General features: G+C 48.5%; 17 protein-coding genes. 8 read left to right on the top strand and 9 right to left on the bottom strand.

From position 1 onward, the window contains the following. Positions 1-135 precede the first annotated feature (135 nt). The 5 genes from TW77_RS02055 (at position 136) to TW77_RS02035 (ending at position 6,547) form a co-directional block, all read left to right on the top strand. Positions 136-1,263 carry a M14 family metallopeptidase gene (locus TW77_RS02055; RefSeq protein WP_046003291.1) on the top strand — a complete coding sequence of 376 codons (1,128 nt, stop codon included), beginning with the start codon at positions 136-138 and terminating at the stop codon, positions 1,261-1,263. A gap of 66 nt (positions 1,264-1,329) precedes the next feature. After that, positions 1,330-3,060, top strand: a complete 1,731-nt coding sequence (locus TW77_RS02050; RefSeq protein ID WP_046003290.1) for an alanine/glycine:cation symporter family protein — start codon at positions 1,330-1,332, stop codon at positions 3,058-3,060. 202 nt (positions 3,061-3,262) lie between these two features. Beyond that, entirely contained in the window at positions 3,263-3,589 is a 327-nt protein-coding gene (locus TW77_RS02045) for a hypothetical protein (protein WP_046003289.1), read from the top strand. A 2-nt stretch (positions 3,590-3,591) separates the two neighbouring features. Beyond that, complete coding sequence (locus tag TW77_RS02040; RefSeq protein ID WP_046003288.1) at positions 3,592-3,873, top strand: YeaC family protein; 282 nt, start codon at positions 3,592-3,594, stop codon at positions 3,871-3,873. After that, on the top strand, positions 3,863-6,547 hold the full coding sequence (locus TW77_RS02035; RefSeq protein ID WP_046003287.1) for a DUF349 domain-containing protein: 2,685 nt from the start codon (positions 3,863-3,865) through the stop codon (positions 6,545-6,547). The genes TW77_RS02040 and TW77_RS02035 overlap by 11 nt, the downstream gene beginning before the upstream one ends. 48 nt (positions 6,548-6,595) lie before the next feature. Here TW77_RS02035 and TW77_RS02030 read toward each other — a convergent pair whose 3' ends face one another. After that, positions 6,596-7,492 (bottom strand): TIGR01777 family oxidoreductase, encoded by an 897-nt coding sequence (locus tag TW77_RS02030; protein WP_046003286.1) that lies wholly within the window; start codon positions 7,490-7,492, stop codon positions 6,596-6,598. A 189-nt stretch (positions 7,493-7,681) separates the two neighbouring features. Between TW77_RS02030 and TW77_RS02025 the strand changes: the two genes are divergently transcribed. Then, the gene (locus tag TW77_RS02025; protein ID WP_046003285.1) at positions 7,682-8,716 is read left to right on the top strand and encodes an AI-2E family transporter; all 1,035 of its coding nucleotides are present in this window, start codon (positions 7,682-7,684) and stop codon (positions 8,714-8,716) included. A gap of 40 nt (positions 8,717-8,756) precedes the next feature. On the opposite strand, the gene TW77_RS02020 is transcribed toward TW77_RS02025, so the two are convergent. From TW77_RS02020 to TW77_RS02000, 5 genes are all read right to left on the bottom strand, one after another. Next, positions 8,757-9,131 carry a hypothetical protein gene (locus tag TW77_RS02020; protein ID WP_240479444.1) on the bottom strand — a complete coding sequence of 125 codons (375 nt, stop codon included), beginning with the start codon at positions 9,129-9,131 and terminating at the stop codon, positions 8,757-8,759. Positions 9,132-9,165: 34 nt separating this feature from the next. After that, on the bottom strand, positions 9,166-10,503 hold the full coding sequence (locus TW77_RS02015) for an ATP-binding protein (RefSeq protein WP_046003283.1): 1,338 nt from the start codon (positions 10,501-10,503) through the stop codon (positions 9,166-9,168). Further along, positions 10,497-11,171, bottom strand: coding sequence for a response regulator transcription factor (locus tag TW77_RS02010; RefSeq protein WP_046003282.1), 675 nt, complete (start codon positions 11,169-11,171; stop codon positions 10,497-10,499). Before TW77_RS02010 ends, TW77_RS02015 begins: the two co-directional genes overlap by 7 nt. Positions 11,172-11,174: 3 nt before the next feature. Beyond that, positions 11,175-11,426: a PepSY domain-containing protein gene (locus tag TW77_RS02005; RefSeq protein WP_046003281.1), complete on the bottom strand. Its 252-nt coding sequence runs from the start codon at positions 11,424-11,426 to the stop codon at positions 11,175-11,177. 79 nt (positions 11,427-11,505) lie between these two features. Then, complete coding sequence (locus tag TW77_RS02000) at positions 11,506-11,805, bottom strand: YciI family protein (protein ID WP_046003280.1); 300 nt, start codon at positions 11,803-11,805, stop codon at positions 11,506-11,508. Between the two features lie 260 nt (positions 11,806-12,065). Here TW77_RS02000 and TW77_RS01995 point away from each other — a divergent pair, with 260 nt between their 5' ends. Beyond that, positions 12,066-13,490: a sodium-dependent transporter gene (locus TW77_RS01995; protein ID WP_046003279.1), complete on the top strand. Its 1,425-nt coding sequence runs from the start codon at positions 12,066-12,068 to the stop codon at positions 13,488-13,490. 50 nt (positions 13,491-13,540) lie between these two features. Here TW77_RS01995 and TW77_RS01990 read toward each other — a convergent pair whose 3' ends face one another. Next, positions 13,541-14,182: a CPBP family intramembrane glutamic endopeptidase gene (locus tag TW77_RS01990; protein ID WP_046003278.1), complete on the bottom strand. Its 642-nt coding sequence runs from the start codon at positions 14,180-14,182 to the stop codon at positions 13,541-13,543. Positions 14,183-14,333: 151 nt separating this feature from the next. On the opposite strand from TW77_RS01990, the gene TW77_RS01985 reads away from it, so the two are divergent. Next, positions 14,334-14,609 carry an HU family DNA-binding protein gene (locus TW77_RS01985; RefSeq protein WP_046003342.1) on the top strand — a complete coding sequence of 92 codons (276 nt, stop codon included), beginning with the start codon at positions 14,334-14,336 and terminating at the stop codon, positions 14,607-14,609. Positions 14,610-14,625: 16 nt separating this feature from the next. On the opposite strand, the gene trpA is transcribed toward TW77_RS01985, so the two are convergent. Continuing rightward, positions 14,626-15,432, bottom strand: coding sequence for a tryptophan synthase subunit alpha (trpA, locus tag TW77_RS01980; RefSeq protein WP_046003277.1), 807 nt, complete (start codon positions 15,430-15,432; stop codon positions 14,626-14,628). Further along, complete coding sequence (gene trpB / locus TW77_RS01975; RefSeq protein ID WP_046003276.1) at positions 15,429-16,610, bottom strand: tryptophan synthase subunit beta; 1,182 nt, start codon at positions 16,608-16,610, stop codon at positions 15,429-15,431. The genes trpA and trpB overlap by 4 nt, the downstream gene beginning before the upstream one ends. Position 16,611: the final 1 nt, after the last annotated feature.

Raw genomic sequence — 16,611 nt, 5'->3', positions numbered from 1 at the left:
GCTGATTTATTGCTACAAATCACTAACAAAAATCATCAAGGTTAAAACAAAGTTCCTTGACTGTGTACTGCGCTGTTAAGTGCTTTACACAAAACATCTGGCTCAGTGAGATGGTTTTTTTATTTAGGGTATATGATGAAGATCACCAGTAATTTTGACAGCGGAAATATCAACGTAATTTCTGCTGAGGCTCCACTAGACATTCAGCTGGAAATTAACCGCGATAACGAATCCGAATTTTTTCAATGGTTCCACTTTCGTCTTGAATCGACGCCATTTGTAGAGCACAAACTTCATATTAATAATCTGCAAAACTCCGCCTATCCAGAAGGCTGGGATGACTACCAAGCCGTTGCGTCTTATGACAGACAAACCTGGTTCCGCGTGCCGAGCAGCTATCAGGATGGCCAGTTGGTGATCGACTTTGAACCTGAGTGTCACCACACCTATTTTGCTTATTTCGCCCCTTACAGCTACGAGCGTCACCTGGATCTGGTTTACTGGGCACAAAGCCATGATGCGTGTCGGGTTGAAACCCTGGGTGAAACTTTGGATGGCCGTGATATCAGCCTGTTATGTGTCGGCGAGCCTGGCGACGAAAAGAAAAAAATCTGGATCACCGCACGCCAACACCCTGGCGAAACCATGGCAGAATGGTTTGTTGAAGGCCTGCTGCACAAACTGCTGGACGACGAAGATCCGCATGCTGCTGCACTATTGTCAAAAGCCGTGTTTTACATTGTGCCGAACATGAACCCGGATGGCAGTGTTCGTGGTCATTTGCGTACCAATGCCAAAGGTGTGAACCTCAACCGTGAGTGGCAAACGCCATCACTGGAAAACTCACCTGAGGTTTATCATGTGCTGAATAAAATGCATGAAACTGGTCTGGATCTGTACCTTGATATCCATGGTGATGAAGCATTGCCATACAACTTTGTGGCGGGCAGTGAAGGTATTCCAAGTTATGATGAACGCCTGGCTACACTGGAAGCGCAATTTAAACAGGCCTTGTTGACCATCACGCCAGAGTTTCAGGATGAGTTTGGTTACCCTAAAGATGAGCCTGGTCAGGCAAACCTGACGGTTGCATCTTGTGCTGTGGGTGAAGCGTTTAAAGCGCTGGCATATACTATAGAGATGCCATTTAAAGACAATGCTAATTTGCCTGATCCACACTATGGCTGGTCTGACCGCCGTTCATATCAGTTTGGTCAGGATACCTTAGCCGCCATCGTCAACGTGGTGGACAATCTAAGATAATCATCGTCACAGGCAACCTTATCGGTTGCCTGTTGCATATAATAACAACGAAAAAGAGGAAGAGTCGTGGACGCGTTAGGAAGTTTTCTGGATAGTCTGGATGCCTTGTTAGGGGGCTCCTGGTGGTTCCCTTATGTATTACTTGGGGTGGGTCTGTTTTTTACACTGTATTTAAAATTCCCACAGATCCGATATTTCAAGCATGCGTGCAAAATTGTCACCGGTAAATACGACAAAAAAAGCCACGAGGGTGATACCACGCATTTCCAGGCGCTGTCGACCGCTCTGTCGGGGACGGTTGGTACCGGTAATATTGGTGGTGTGGCACTGGCCATTTCAATTGGTGGTCCGGCTGCCTTGTTTTGGATGTGGATGACCGCCTTCTTTGGTATGACTACCAAGTTTGTTGAGGTGACCTTATCTCACAAATATCGTACTAAAGCAGAAGACGGCACCATGGCAGGTGGTCCCATGTACTATATGGACCGCCGTCTTAACATGAAGTGGCTGGCGGTATTGTTTGCCATTGCCACCGTGATCAGCTCCTTCGGTACAGGTAGTTTGCCGCAGATCAACAACATCGCACAAGGTATGGAAGCCACTTTCAACATTGAACCTATGGTCACCGGTGCGGTGCTGTCTATTTTACTTGCTCTGGTTATTCTTGGTGGTATCAAGCGTATTGCAGCTATTACCTCGCGGGTTGTGCCTCTGATGGCGGCTGTATACATTATTGGTGCCCTGGCCGTTATTCTGTATAACGCTGAAAACATTATTCCGTCTTTTGCTGCTGTGTTCACTAATGCATTTAGTGGTTCAGCTGCGGTTGGTGGCTTTTTGGGTGCCTCCTTTGCTTATGCCTTTAACCGCGGTGTAAACCGAGGTTTATTCTCAAACGAAGCGGGTCAGGGTTCTGCACCCATAGCGCACGCGTCAGCCAAAGCGGACGAGCCGGTATCCGAAGGCATGGTCTCTATCCTTGAGCCTTTCATAGATACCATAGTGATCTGTACACTGACTGGTTTGGTTATTTTGTCGTCGGGTGTCTGGACTGAAAAGTTCGAAACAACCTTTGAGCGCTCGTCAATGACCATAGTGCACGGCAACTATGTTGAATCGAACGACAGCGATCGTGAAGAATTGTACAAATACCTCAATGGTATCGATGGACATAGCGTCGAGGCATACAGTGGCAACATCCGCGTTGTTGAGGGCGTTGCGGTTAATAAAGATTTCTCAGTGATCCACGCGCGTTCAATCGGCGAAGATATCCGTTTTGGTATCACGGCAAAACACCGTTACACTGGCACTGTCGAAGTTGATAAGGGGATGCTGGTCGATACCAGTATCAGCATTAAAGGTAAATCTCTGGTGCACTCTGCCGAGCTGACAACCAAGGCATTTACCCGCGGGTTCTTTGGGGAAAATGGCCAATATATCGTATCGATTGGTTTGCTGCTGTTTGCATTCTCTACCGCGATTGCCTGGTCGTATTATGGCGACCGTGCAATGACCTATCTACTCGGCTCTCGCTCTGTTATGCCTTATCGGGTGTTCTATGTGGCAGGGTTCTTCTGGGCATCGTTTGCGGACACAACCCTGATCTGGAAACTGGCAGCGGTAGGTATCGTTGTGATGACATTACCCAACCTGTTCGGGATCATGCTACTGCGTAAGGAAATGAAAGACTCTGTTGACGAGTATTGGGACAAGTTCGACAAAGAGCAGAAGCAGTCGGAAGGAAATTCTGAGGTACAAAAAGACAATTCAATGCATTTCCAAAAAGACAAACCTTAATAAACCAAGTAGAATAGGGCGCCACATGGCGCCTTATTTTTTGGTCTTATTCTTTATGAAGCAGTCGTACCACAGGGGCTTATTTTTACTTGCATTGTCAGTTGGCGAATGCGTAATCAAAGTGATAATAAGTGCTCAGGTATCAACACTCTAAAGATGACCGGCGTGTAAATGCTAGTTTTTCGTTAGGAGTCACTCGAGTATGGCAATCGCCCAATGCCCTAGTTGTAACAAGCCCATTTCTTCTAAGCACAAAACCTGCCCACATTGTGATTTTGATGTCGCGAATATGGATGAGGAATCGCTGCATAGAGAAGCCGTTCGCAAACGAGTCAGGAAACAGCAAAAGATTATGAATTATTCATTCCTGGCGCTGATCTTGTTTCTTGGCGGGTTCTTATATATGTACTGGCAGCAGCCGGTTGAAGGGACGTGGGAAATGTTGGCAACGCAATGTGCAATTGGTGTCGGCCTGATTTGGTATCTGGTCAATCGAGTGATTTTAGTGGTACTGAAAAAGAAAAAGTGAACATGAATATAGACAGTTTAGTTAAGAATATAACGCCGGAAATTTATGAGCGATTGCAGTATGGCGCTGCTACCGGACGCTGGCCCGATGGCACTGAGTTGAGCGTTGCACAAAAAGAACAAACCGTGCAGCTGGTCATGTTATATCAGGCAAAAGTCGCCAAAAGTACAGAGCAGTTCACCATTAATGAGCAAGGCGAAATGGTGCAAAAATCAAAGCGCGAGTTGCAACAAGAATTTAAAGCAGAAAATGAAATAGCCAGGTTTAGCGAAAATGATCTTTAAAAACCTTTTTACCCCTAAATGGAAGCACCCGAAAACACAGGTGCGATTAGCCGCTGTGGACAAACTGGACACTAGCAAAGATGCAGAGGTGTTACACACTCTGGCGTTGGAAGATGATTCAAGCCAGATCAGAAAGAAGGTACTGGATAAAATTAACGATCTGAGCTTGTGGTGGAAGGTATATAAGCAGGATCAGGAGCTTAAAGAACTGGCCGAGCAGCACATTTCTCAGGCAGTTTTATCGGGCTCAGGGTCGTTAAGCCAGGAGATCCGCAACGAGTATATTGACCGTTACGCGCCTGCCAAAACACTTGAGAAAGTCGCTTTTAGTGATATTGGCGATGAGCAAAAGACCAAACTATTAAAGCGCCTCGCCAATGCTAAACTGATCGAAAAGGCGTTTAAAGAGGGTAACGAGTCATTACAAGTAGCGTTACTGCCCCTGGTAGCGCAGTATCAGCTTGAAAAGGCTGTACTTAAAGCCGCCTCTGGTGAAGCGCGTACAGCGCTTGAGCAAACGCTGGAGCAACAGCGTCTTAGCCAGGTTATGCCGGCACAGATTGCTCAGGAAGCCAAACTGATTTTGGCTAAACTTAATGCTCTGCGTGACAAACAGGATTATCAGGTGGTTGCCAGTCAGGCCGACGCATTGAGTGCACAATGGCAGGCGCTTGAAGTGCAGTGGTTGAGTGAAGAAGCACAGCAAATCAATCAAGAAAAATTTGCGACCATTACCCAGAAACTAAACAAGCATCGCGATACTTTGCAACAGGCGTTTGAGCAGGCACAACACCAGGCCGAGCAGGCTGCGGCTAAAGCAGCTGCGATCAGTGAGTTTGAAGCCGGATATGAAGCGCTGGAGCAGGCGCTGTCGCGTGCCGTTGAGGCCTTAAATCTGTCGGCTCAGCAGGCATTACACGCGCAGCTATCTGAGCTTAAAAGCCGTATCGAAGCCTCGCAGTATCAGGCAGAGCCTGCGCTGAAGGCCTTATCAGGCAAATTGCGTGACAGTGCCAGCGCGCTTGAGAGTCTGCCCGAACTGGTCAGTGCCAAAGAGCAGTTTGATTCGGCGCTAAAAGCACTTGCTGACGTTGCTCCGAGCGAAGAGCTGGCGCAGTTTGATACCGTTATGGCAGCGCAAAAGCAAGCCTATCAGCACGCTCACTCGCAACTGCGTCGACTGCCGGTTGCGCTGAAAAAGCAGGCTTCGGAGCAGCTGAAAGAAGCAAGCAACGAGTTTAATCAAACCATGAAGCCGCTGGTCGACGGGCAGGAAAAGCACCTTAAAGAAGCGCGTAAAAAAGCAAGAGATGTGCAGCGACTACTGGATCAGGGTCGTTTCAATGTGGCATTCGGTGTATTCAATGGCTTTATGGAAAGCTATGAGCTGCTGAGCGAAGGCTACAAACAGCATCTGGCAAAACAGCACAGCGCTTTGAGCGAAGCGCTCAAAGAACTAAAAGACTGGCAAAAATATGCCTCTCAGCCAAAACGTGCTGAATTATTGCAACAGCTGGATGAAATGCTCACAGAGCAAGAGGTTGACCCTAAAGCCCGTGCCGCGCAGGTAAAGTTATTACGCGTGCGCTGGAACGAACTGGGCCGTGTTGAAAGCGAAGAAGAAAAAGCACAGGCAACGCAGTTTGATGAGAAAATCGAGCTATTGTTTGCGCCCTGCCGTGCGTACTTCGCTGAGCAAGATGCACAACGTAAGAAAATCATTGAGCAGCGTGAGGATCTGGTTGAGCAAATGACTGAGCTGCTGGGCCAGGCACAATCCGCTGAGCCGGACTGGCGTCAGGTTGAAAGTACGTTCAATCGAGTTAACAAGCAATGGCGCGGCGCCGGAAGCCTGGATGCAGCGACTTATCAGGCACTGAACGCGCGTTATCGTGCCGCCTACACTCAGGTCAATGAGCAGCTGAAATCTCGTCACCAGGCCAATGCACAACTAAAGCAGCAACTGGTGAATGAAGCACAGGCTCAGTTTGAACTTGAAGACGTTGTACAGGCGTGTGACACGCTGAAAAGCTTGCAAAAGCGTTGGCAGGAAATTGGCTTTGCCGGTACTAAGCAGGAACACACGCTGTGGCAGGAGTTCAGAAAGCACAATGATGCGGTGTTTGGTAAGCGTCAGGCACAACAAAACGCCGAGCGTGAGCAGGCCCAGGCACAAGAGACGCAGCAACGTCAGTTGTTAGCCGAGCTGGACAGCCAAATGATTGATGCAAAAACACAGTCAGAGCTGTTATCGGTTAAGGACGCGGTGCTTGCGACAGACGTGCTAGGTTCTCTGAAAAAGACCAAGCAGCAATTGCTGGAGCAAGTGGAAACAAAGCTTAATGAGCTTTACTCAGCCCAGAGCCGTGAAAAGTTCAATGAGCTCGTAGAGGCGGTGCGCGCAGGTGATACACCACCGGGTTGCTGGCTAACAGGCAATGACTCAGGACTCTCTGCTGAGCAGTTGCTATTGCGTCTTGAAGTAATGACGAATAATGACTCTCCACAAGCCTTACAGCAAGACAGAATGGCACAGCAGGTAGCGCTACTTGAAGCGAAACTTCAGGGCGGTGCACAAACGCTGGAGTACTACCTGAATTGTTACCTATCGCAAGTGATTAATGACAGCGAGCACCTTGAGCAGGAGCGCCTGATTAAGGTGTTAACCGCTTAACTGTATAACTCAGAAAAAGCGCCGCAAGGCGCTTTTTTTATGCTTTCACTAATGAAATAGCTGCTGCAGCGCCTCGTCGAGATTGGGATAACGAAAACGATAGTTCGCTTTGAGTGCACGTCGGGGGAGTACGCGCTGACCATAGATAAGTAACTCTGACATCTCGCCGAACAGGGCTTTGAGGACAAACTCTGGCATGGTTAGCATGGCGGGACGCCTCAACGTTAGTGCCAGTCGCTCGGAAAATTCTTTGTTAGACACAGGGGCCGGTGCGGTGGCGTTAAACACGCCGGATAAGTCCTGGTGCTTGACCAGAAACAGCAGCAGCTGCACCATATCGTCGATGTGGATCCAGGACATCATTTGTTTACCACTGGCCATAGGGCCACCCATGCCGAACTGAAAGGCAGGCAGCATCTTTTTCAGTGCGCCTCCTTGTCTGGACAACACCACGCCAGTTCTGACAATACATACCCGGGTTTGTTCACTGTGGGCTAAATTGGCTTTCGCTTCCCAGTCTTTACACAGCTGATGGCTAAATTCTGGGTAGGGGTCGTTGAAGTCTTCATCGACTTTAACGGTGGCAGGCTGCCTGCCATAGTACCCAATAGCACTGCCTGAAATGAAGGTGTGAGGGGGGGAGTCACATGCACGGATCCGGTTACTTATCTCCTCTGTTAGTGTAATGCGGCTATCCATGATCCGGGCTTTTTGTTTCTCGCTCCAGCGTTTGTCTGCAATGGGCTCACCAGCCAGGTTTATGATCACATCCAGGTCGTTAAAGTTGACCAGGTCCAGATCATCAACGGCTTCAATTTTACTGTCCAGCACGCGGCCGGCTTTAGAGATATTGCGCGTTAATGCCACAATCTTGTGTTTGTTGACAAGAAACTTGCACAACTCTGAGCCAATGAGCCCGGTGGCACCTGTAATTAATACCTTCATGTATAATCCATTTTTAATAATTTAGTGTTTATACTCAGCGTATTGCATTGTCGATCAATTTGTTAGTTCTGCGTGCTTTGATAAAAATTTCCGTTACAATGAAACCGTCGGGCTAGCGTTTTATTGATGTGCTGATCGCCGTTGTCCGGTGCCATACCCGGTTTTGCAAAGTTAATGTAAGGAAAAGTCGTGTCTTCATTGTCTGGGATCACTAAAAGTTTAGTCGTTATCGCGTCATTGTTCATTGTTTTAGCCGGAATAAAACTAGCCAACGAAATAGTTGTCCCTTTTGTTTTAGCGGCCTTTATTGCCATTATTTGCAATCCACTGTTAAAGTTTTTTGCAAATTATCGCATCCCAAAGGGGCTGGCAATTGTGCTGATCATTATGCTGGTGATGCTAATGGGTATGAGCCTCACAGGTCTGGTTGGCCAGTCGCTGAACGACTTTTCCAGCCAGCTGCCGCAATACAGAGAAGCGCTGCGCAGCAAGTTTATCTGGTTTGTCGACATGGCGGCCCAGTACAATATTTTGATTGATAAACAACAGCTGATCGCTTTGTTCGACCCGGGCAAAATGATTGATGTTGCAACCAATATGCTGGCCGGATTTGGTGGCGTAATGGCGAACATCTTTTTGATATTGCTGACCGTGGTATTTATGCTTTTTGAAGCGCCTATGATCAGCACCAAAGTGCATCTTGCACTGGATGACCCGGATATGAAAATGAAGCAGATTGATCGTTTTTTGGATTCGATCAACAGTTATCTGGCGATAAAAACCCTTGTCTCGCTGGCAACCGGCCTGGTTGCTGCGCTCTTTTTGTGGATACTGGATGTTGATTACTTCGTGCTGTGGGGCGTGTTTGCCTTTTTACTCAATTATATTCCCAATATAGGATCTATTATCGCCGCTGTGCCCCCCGTGCTGCTGGCGTTGGTGACACATAGCCCTGTGGTCAGTGCTATTGTCGCCGCGGGCTATGTCTGCATTAACACCGTTATGGGTAATATCATTGAACCACGCTTTATGGGCAGAGGCTTAGGTCTGAGCACCTTAGTGGTGTTTCTGTCTTTGATTTTCTGGGGCTGGCTGTTGGGCACTGTGGGCATGTTGCTATCTGTGCCGCTGACTATGGTGGTTAAAATTGCTTTGGAGAATAGTGAGGACGGGCGCTGGTTGGCCACAATGCTCGGTGGAGAAGAGCAGCAACAAGCCAGATGATAGCTATTCTGGCTTGCTTTAAGTGGGCCGCTTTGTGGTCTTATTGAACCAGAAAGTCGGCCTGAAGCTCCAAAGTGTGCTGCTTGATAAAGTCAATTTTACAGCGCTTGTATACCTTAGCGGCCAGGGTGGCATTTGGCATTTGCTTTAGATAGCGCCAGCGACAGGCATCTTCCATGTATCTTTCCTGATTGATAAAACTGCGTTGGATAATAGGCAGTAGCTGGGAGTTGCCTGTTTCTTTTTGCAGGTTTTCGGTGTCCATTACCAACTTGGTTATCCAGGTCTTTCGTTCGCGCTCCAGCAGCTCAATATTGCCATCAAGACACATCAGGTAGCGCTTGGCTTTTTCGGGATGATCTGAGTTGAGGTGAGCACACTCTTGCAGCGCCAGCCTTGCAGCTTGTGCAGACATACTGAACGCTAAAAGTGATACTAAACACAGTACTCTATTGGTTTTGTTCATAACTAAATTCTATTGTGAACTGGGCGCCGCCCAGCTGGCTATAATCTATGTTTATGCTTCCGTGATAGGAAGAAACAAGGTCGGATACAATTGCCATACCAACACCATGACCGCTTTCATAGGTATCCAGGCGTGTTCCACGTTGCAAAAGGGTACTTCTGTTTTGCTCCGGGATCCCCGGGCCATCGTCGCTGATGATAAATCTGACACCCTTGTTCTGATTATACTTCACTTCAATATCGACTTGTGAACTACATGCTTTACAGGCATTGTCGATCAAATTACCCAAAATTTCCATTAGGTCGGTTTTATCCCCTAAAAAGGCGGCTTCTTCCGGGCATTTGGTACTAAAGCTGATGTGCTTGTCGTGATAGACCTTAGTCATGGCATTGAGAATGGAATTAACGACAGGTTGCACCTGAGTTTGCTTTTTCCAGGTATCAGAAGCGCCAGATGCCGCGCGTTTTAGTTGGTGCTCAATCATGGCGTTAATGCGGTCTAGTTGCTCCTGAGCATCGGCATTCTCTGCCAGAGGACTGGATTTCAATACCGCCAGCGGGGTTTTCAGTGCATGGGCAAGGTCGCTTAGTGAAGCGCGATAGCGCTCTTTTTGCCGTCTTTGTGAGTCCAGCAATAAGTTTAGGTCGGCTTTGATGGTATTGAGTTCAACCGGGTAGAGGCCACTTATCTTATCGCTTTCGCCTGCTTCGACCGCTTTGATTTCTTTATCCAGCCTTTGCAGTGGGCGGGCGCTCCAGATAAAACCAAACGCCATGAGTGCGGCTATCATCACACCCATTACCAGCATCCAGTTGACTAAGGTGTTGCGAAACTGCGCCATCTGCGCAACCAGCGCTGAGTTTTTCTTGAGCAAAATAAACTTGGCTTGTTGCGAGTGACTGGCATTACCCAGAATGACCGTCATGCTGAGCTGCCAGTATAGTTCCTGATTGTATTCAACCCGCTCGAACTCGGCAGCCCCCGCTTTGCTTTGCGAAATATCTGGTGTGACGGTCAGGTTCATTGCCGACTCTGAGTGCCACACCAAGGCATTTTGCTGATAGATCAGCGCATAGGTATCTGAATTAAGTCGATTTAATTCAGGTGCTAAAATGCTGTTGGGCATCTCCATGGTGACAAAATCAACTTCAGAGATCAGCGAGTAGAGGTGGGCTTCCAGTGTTTTTTCCGTGGCGTCTACCAAAGTAGCGTAATAGGCACGACCGATTGAGAAAAACAGGGCGGGTAGGGCAATAATTAAAACAAAGACAAGGATAAATCCTTGTCTTATTTTGAGCGAAATTTGAGCGCGATTTACCACTGGTTCTTAAACCTATAGCCTCTGCCTCTAAGCGTTTCAACAGGGTTTAGTGTGCCATCCGGGTCGAGTTTTTTCCTCAGTCGAAGGACAAATACTTCAATCACATTGGAGTCCAAATCAAAGTCCTGATCATAAATATGCTCGGTCAGTTCTGATTTAGAAATCACTTTGTGCGGGTTGACCATCAGGTATTCCAGTACTTTGTACTCGTAGGCGGTCAGTGTCAGTTCTCTGTCTTCTACCCATACCTGCTGAGAGCGCGTATGAATTTTAACCGGACCAATCGAGATCTCCGGGTTAGCTTGTCCGGCACTTCTGCGGATCAGCGCGTTACAACGTGCAATTAACTCTTCGGTGTGGAACGGTTTGGTCAGATAGTCATCGGCACCGGCATCCAATCCTTCTACTTTTTCCTGCCAGCGGTCTCGGGCGGTCAGGATCAAGATAGGCAATTTGATCCCTTTTGCTCGCGCCTGACGGATGAGCTCGATACCGTCGAGCTTTGGTAAACCTAAGTCAACGACGGCTAAATCTAATGGGTACTCGGTTAAGTGAAAAAGACCATTTTCTCCATCGTGGCACAGATCAACACTGTACTTCTCTTTTTCCAGCGCGGTGCGCAGGTTTTCAGCCAGCTGAATATCATCTTCTATTACAAGAATTCGCATTGTTTAGTCCTTCTTCACTTCGCCCGTAACCTGGTGAACTTTTAAATCTATGATCCGACCGTCATCGAGTAAGATCCTCACGATATAGTAATCTCCTTGTTTGGAGATCTTGAGGGTTTTGCCCGAATACTTGTCGGTTGCAAGTTTAACGGCTTGCTTTTTGCTTATGGTATCTTGCTTCTCGGTGGCCTGTGCGGGTTGGAACGCCAGCACACAGCAAATCAACGTAGCAGCAAGACATCTTGGCAACTGCATTTATAAGCTCCACGGTTAGGGTTGCTTAACATCTTGTGGCACAGGCTATTGGAAAACGACTTAACCCATGCTGAACTTGTTAAGGCAATACTTTCTTGTATGGCTTGACGACACTATTGGCATACACGCCAGCGGCGATATAAGGGTCTTGTGCCGCCCATTCTTCGGCTTGCGCCAGAGAATCAAACTCGGCGATCACCAGCGAGCCTGTAAAGCCAGCTTCACCTGGATCCGGGCTGTCGATAGCCGGCAATGGACCCGCTGCGAATAAGCGTTGCTGTTGTGCAAGTTCATCGAGTCTGGCCAGGTGCGCCGGGCGCGCTGCCAAGCGCTTCTGCAGAGAGTTCTCAACGTCCGTTGAATAGATCATATAAAGCATAGGGTGCAAAAAATTATTGTGTTATTTGCGTCTATCATAGACTGAACCGGCCCTGTGTGTAAATGCCGCCACCACTGATGGATGAAGACAAATTCCGCAGCGTGTATGTTTAACTTGTTATAAGTGCGTTGTGTAAGCGTGTAAAGGTGTGAGGTTTACGTCAATGGCCGAGCGGATTAGACGTTTATACTTGAAATGCCGTGCTGATGGCTGGTAGAGTCCATCGACTATTCTTACAAAATAATAATAAGGTTGTTCTTGTGAGCGCAAATCGTGAGCACTTCAGCTCGCGGCTGGGATTCATCCTCGCCGCAGCGGGTTCCGCAGTCGGGATTGGTAACCTGGTTGGGTTCCCCGTGTCTGCAACAAAAAATGGGGGCGGTGCTTTTCTGCTGACTTATGCCCTGTTTGTTATCTTTATCTGTTTGCCTGTCATGATGGCTGAGATGGCAATGGGCCGTAAGGCACAAAAAGATCCTTATGGCTCCTATAAATCGTTAACCCAGGGAGACAAAAAGTGGTCCCTGGCTGGCGCAATAGCGGTATTAACACCGTTTATGATAGCCGTTTTCTACATGGTTATCACGGTATGGATCTTTGGTTATCTGGTACAAACGGTGCTGGGGAATCTCGACATGCTGGCCAATCCTGGCCACTTTGATGCCTTTGTAAACCAGTACTCTATGTTTATCTACATGGTGTTCGTGGGCCTTATCGTCAATCTGATTTTGGTCGGTGGTGTCAAAGAGGGCATTGAGAAGGCCGCTAAATTCATGATGCCGGCGCTGTTTGTGCTGCTGCTTGGCCTGGTTGCCTACGTACTGACGCTGGACAATGCGATGGCCGGGGTGCGCTACTACCTGGTGCCGGATTTTTCTAAGATGAATGCCAGCGTGCTCAATGGTGCACTGTCACAGTCGTTCTTCTCGTTGTCACTGGGTATGGGTATTCTGATCACCTATGCGTCTTACATTTCGAAGAAAGATGACATCGTAGGCAGTTCAAAAATGGTCGCGATCACAGACTCTCTGGTTGCCTTCATTGCTGGTCTGATGGTGTTACCTGCTATCTTTAGCTTTAACCCGGACACAGATCCTGCCAAGCTGAGTGATTCGTCCGTGTCTATGATATTTGTGTATCTGCCAAAGCTGTTACTGGCACTGCAATCTGACATTGGCTATTTTGGCGCTTCTGCGGTTGCTGCGCTGTTTTTCTTGCTAGTGTTTTTTGCTGCAATTACCTCTTTGGTGTCGATTATTGAAGTACCTACCGCTGCGCTGATGGAAGAAAAATGCATTAGCCGTAAAAAGGCGCTGGGTCTGCTGGCACTGACAACAGGCGGGTTGACGGTACTGTGTACCATGTCGTTTGGTATGGTTGGATGGCTGACGGACTTTATTGACTACGGCGGTGCCAGTCAGAGTATGTTTGCGCTGATCTCGGATGTATTCTACGAGACCATATTGCCATTCAATGGCTTGCTGGTGTGCTTGTTTGTGATGTATCGCTGGAAGAAGCACAACTTGTCTGAGGAACTGGCTCAGGGGTCGCCAAATTATAAAGGCAGCTTCATGGAAAAGTATGTGAACTTTTCACTGTCGACCTTTATCCCCGTGATCCTTGCTGTGATCTTCATCAATACAGTGACCACTAAGTTCTTCTCTTTCAGTCTGTTTGGTTTTTAACAGCCTCTGAAACCCCTGACTCGGGCGTCACCTGCTGTGACGCCCGGGTGCTAAAAAGTCACCCCCGAATCCAGATATTGCCCCAAACCCAGGGTAAACACCCAAAGCCCCCACAGACTGTGCTCAAGCACACAGACCGCCAAAGAGCGGCTGTGAGCATAGGTATAGGCAAACAGCAATCCGCCGACAAAGGACAGTGCAATCGCCACCCAGTTGTCGTATACGCAGTGCGCCAGCGCGAACACGGCGGCGCTCAGTACAACCCGGCTGGTTTTTTTCGGCAAGATCCGTTTGTAACGGTGGAAAAAGTAACTGCGAAACACCAGCTCTTGCGGCAGTACCGATAAAATTGGATAGGCTATCAAAAGGATCAACCAGTCACGGGTGGAGTTGAGCGGCATATCAAACCAGCTTTCCTGATTGACTAGGCCATAAAACATCGCAGAGAACAGCGCACCAATAAAAAAGGTTGAAAACAGCCGCCGCTTCACAGTTGAGAAGGTCCCCAGGCTGGTGAGGCGAAAACGTTTGAAGTGTGGATCGGTCAGTAACAAATATGTACACACAGCTGTGAGTATAATCAGGGCCGGGAATAACCAATTGGCGAGTTGATGGCGAAAAGCATAGGCAATAATGGGTAACAGAAAAAACACCAGGAATAGTTCGCACCAGCGATATTGGTTTGCGTTCAATGTAGCCTCTGGTATGTCTGACAACGTTAGCCTAACTATAGTCAAGGCTGTTCAACTCGGGTATGGCAGGACACGGAAAACTTTGTTTGATTGACTTTTGCGACAGAACTCCTTAGCCTGCCGGGCTTTGTTGTATAAAGACGGATGCATGATGAATAAAAGTGAACTGGTTTCGGCCATGGCGGCCCACAGCGAATTGACTAAAAAAGACACGCAGGCTGCGCTGGGTAGTCTTTTAAAACTTATCACCAAACGTCTCTCTGAAGGAGATCAGGTCCAGCTCAATGGCATGGGCACCTTTACGCTGAGTTATCATCCGGCCAAGCCGGGCAGAAACCCCAGAACCGGGGAAGAGATCATGATTGAAGGGCAAAATAAGGTGTTGTTTAAGCCAGCCAAAGCCTTTAAGGATGCTCTGGCTGACTAAGTAAGGCTAAGACGACTTAGCGTGCCGTTGCCGCTTTCATATCGCGGACAAAGGCGCTCAGGGCCTGATACATAGCCGGTTTGTCATCCAGGTGCTGCTCAATGATTTTAACTACGGCAGAGCCTGAGATGGCACCCGCAGCGCCAGAGTCCAGCGCTGCTTTGACCTGCTCTGGCGTTGAGATACCAAAACCCAGTAAGGCAGGGGCCGCATGGTACTCGGTAAGCTTAGTGATGATTTCATCGGTTGGCATTTGCACCTGGCTTTCTGTGCCGGTTACCCCAGCGCGAGAAAGCAAGTAGGTATAGCCTCTGCCATAGCTGGCACATTCGCGCAAAGTATCATCGCTGGCGTTCGGTGTTGCGATAAAAATCGGCTCAATACCCGCATCTACCGCGGCTCTGCGGAACATTTTTGACTCATGCAAAGGCACGTCGGCAACTAAGACTGAATCGACGCCGGCTGCTTTGGCTTGCTGATAAAAAGCTTCCAGACCACGTGCAAAGATCAGGTTTGAGTAAAGCAGCAGTCCGATCGGCAAGTCAGGGTATTGCGCTCTGATGGTACTGATCACCTCAAAGCAATCTTCTGTGTCTATGTTTTGCTCCAGTGCACGAATGTTCGCCGCCTGGATCACAGGGCCGTCTGCAATCGGATCAGAGAAAGGGATCCCCAGCTCCAGTGCATCCGCACCGCCTTCAATCAGGCTTTTGATGATGGCCAGACTGGTTTCTTTGTCCGGATCGCCAATCGTAACAAATGGCACAAACGCACCTTGCTGCTTGTCCTTTAGCTGCTTAAACATCTCATTGTAACGGCTCATAGCTCACCTCGCGCTTCTAATACCTGATGGACATGGGCTAAGTCTTTGTCGCCACGGCCACTTAAATTGATCACTATTACTGTGTCCTGCTCCTGTGCTTCTGCATATTTCAGGGCATAGGCCAGTGCGTGGCTTGATTCCAGCGCGGGTATGATCCCTTCGTGCTTTGCCAGCGCCTGAAATGCGGCCAGCGCTTCATCGTCGGTCACTGCTACATATTGTGCACGGCCCGTTTCATGCAGATAGGCGTGTTGTGGCCCAACAGCGGGGTAATCGAGGCCGGCTGACACTGAGTAAGATTCTTCAATCTGGCCGTCCTGGTTCTGCATGATATAGGTATAGGCACCGTGCAAAATGCCTTTAGTGCCTTTACACAATGCCGCACCGTGTTCTTCTGTATCTAAACCTTTGCCCGCAGGCTCGACACCAATGAGTTTCACGTCTTTTTCGTCAATAAAATCTGCGAACATACCAATCGCATTAGAACCACCACCGACACAAGCCATGACCACATCCGGCAGTTTACCTTCAGCGTCAAGCACTTGTTGCTTGGCTTCTTCGCCGATCATTTTCTGGAACTCACGTACCAGCGTCGGGAAGGGGTGAGGGCCTGCGGCTGTACCGAGCAAATAGTGGGCGGTTTTGTAATTGGCTGACCAATCACGCATCGCCTCGTTAACGGCGTCTTTTAATGTGCCTGAGCCCGCGGTGACCGGGATCACCTCGGCACCCATCAGGCGCATACGGAAAACATTTGGTTGCTGACGCTCAACGTCTTTGGCACCCATGTAAACACGACATTTTAGGCCGAGCAGGGCACAGGCCAGTGCCGTTGCAACACCGTGTTGTCCGGCGCCGGTCTCCGCGATGACTTCTGATTTCCCCATACGTTTAGTGAGCAGCGCCTGACCCAATACCTGGTTGGTTTTGTGCGCGCCACCGTGAAGCAGATCTTCACGTTTAAGATACAGCTTCACTTTGGGGTTTTTAACCAGGTTTCTGGTTAGCGTGAGCGGCGTTGGACGTCCTGCAAACTCATTCAATAACTGATAGAACTCCTGCTGGAAAGCCGGATCTTTTTGCGCTTTGTTAAACTCCTGCTCAAGCTGCTTAAGTGCAGGAACTAGTAATTCAGGGACAAACATGCCACCAAAATCACCGTAATAGCCTGTATTCATT

This window comes from Pseudoalteromonas rubra (assembly GCF_000967655.1).
GTDB classification, from domain to species: Bacteria; Pseudomonadota; Gammaproteobacteria; order Enterobacterales; family Alteromonadaceae; genus Pseudoalteromonas; species Pseudoalteromonas rubra_A.
The sequence above is the reverse complement of the archived record's forward strand: the minus strand, read 5'-3'. Positions and strand labels throughout refer to the sequence as shown.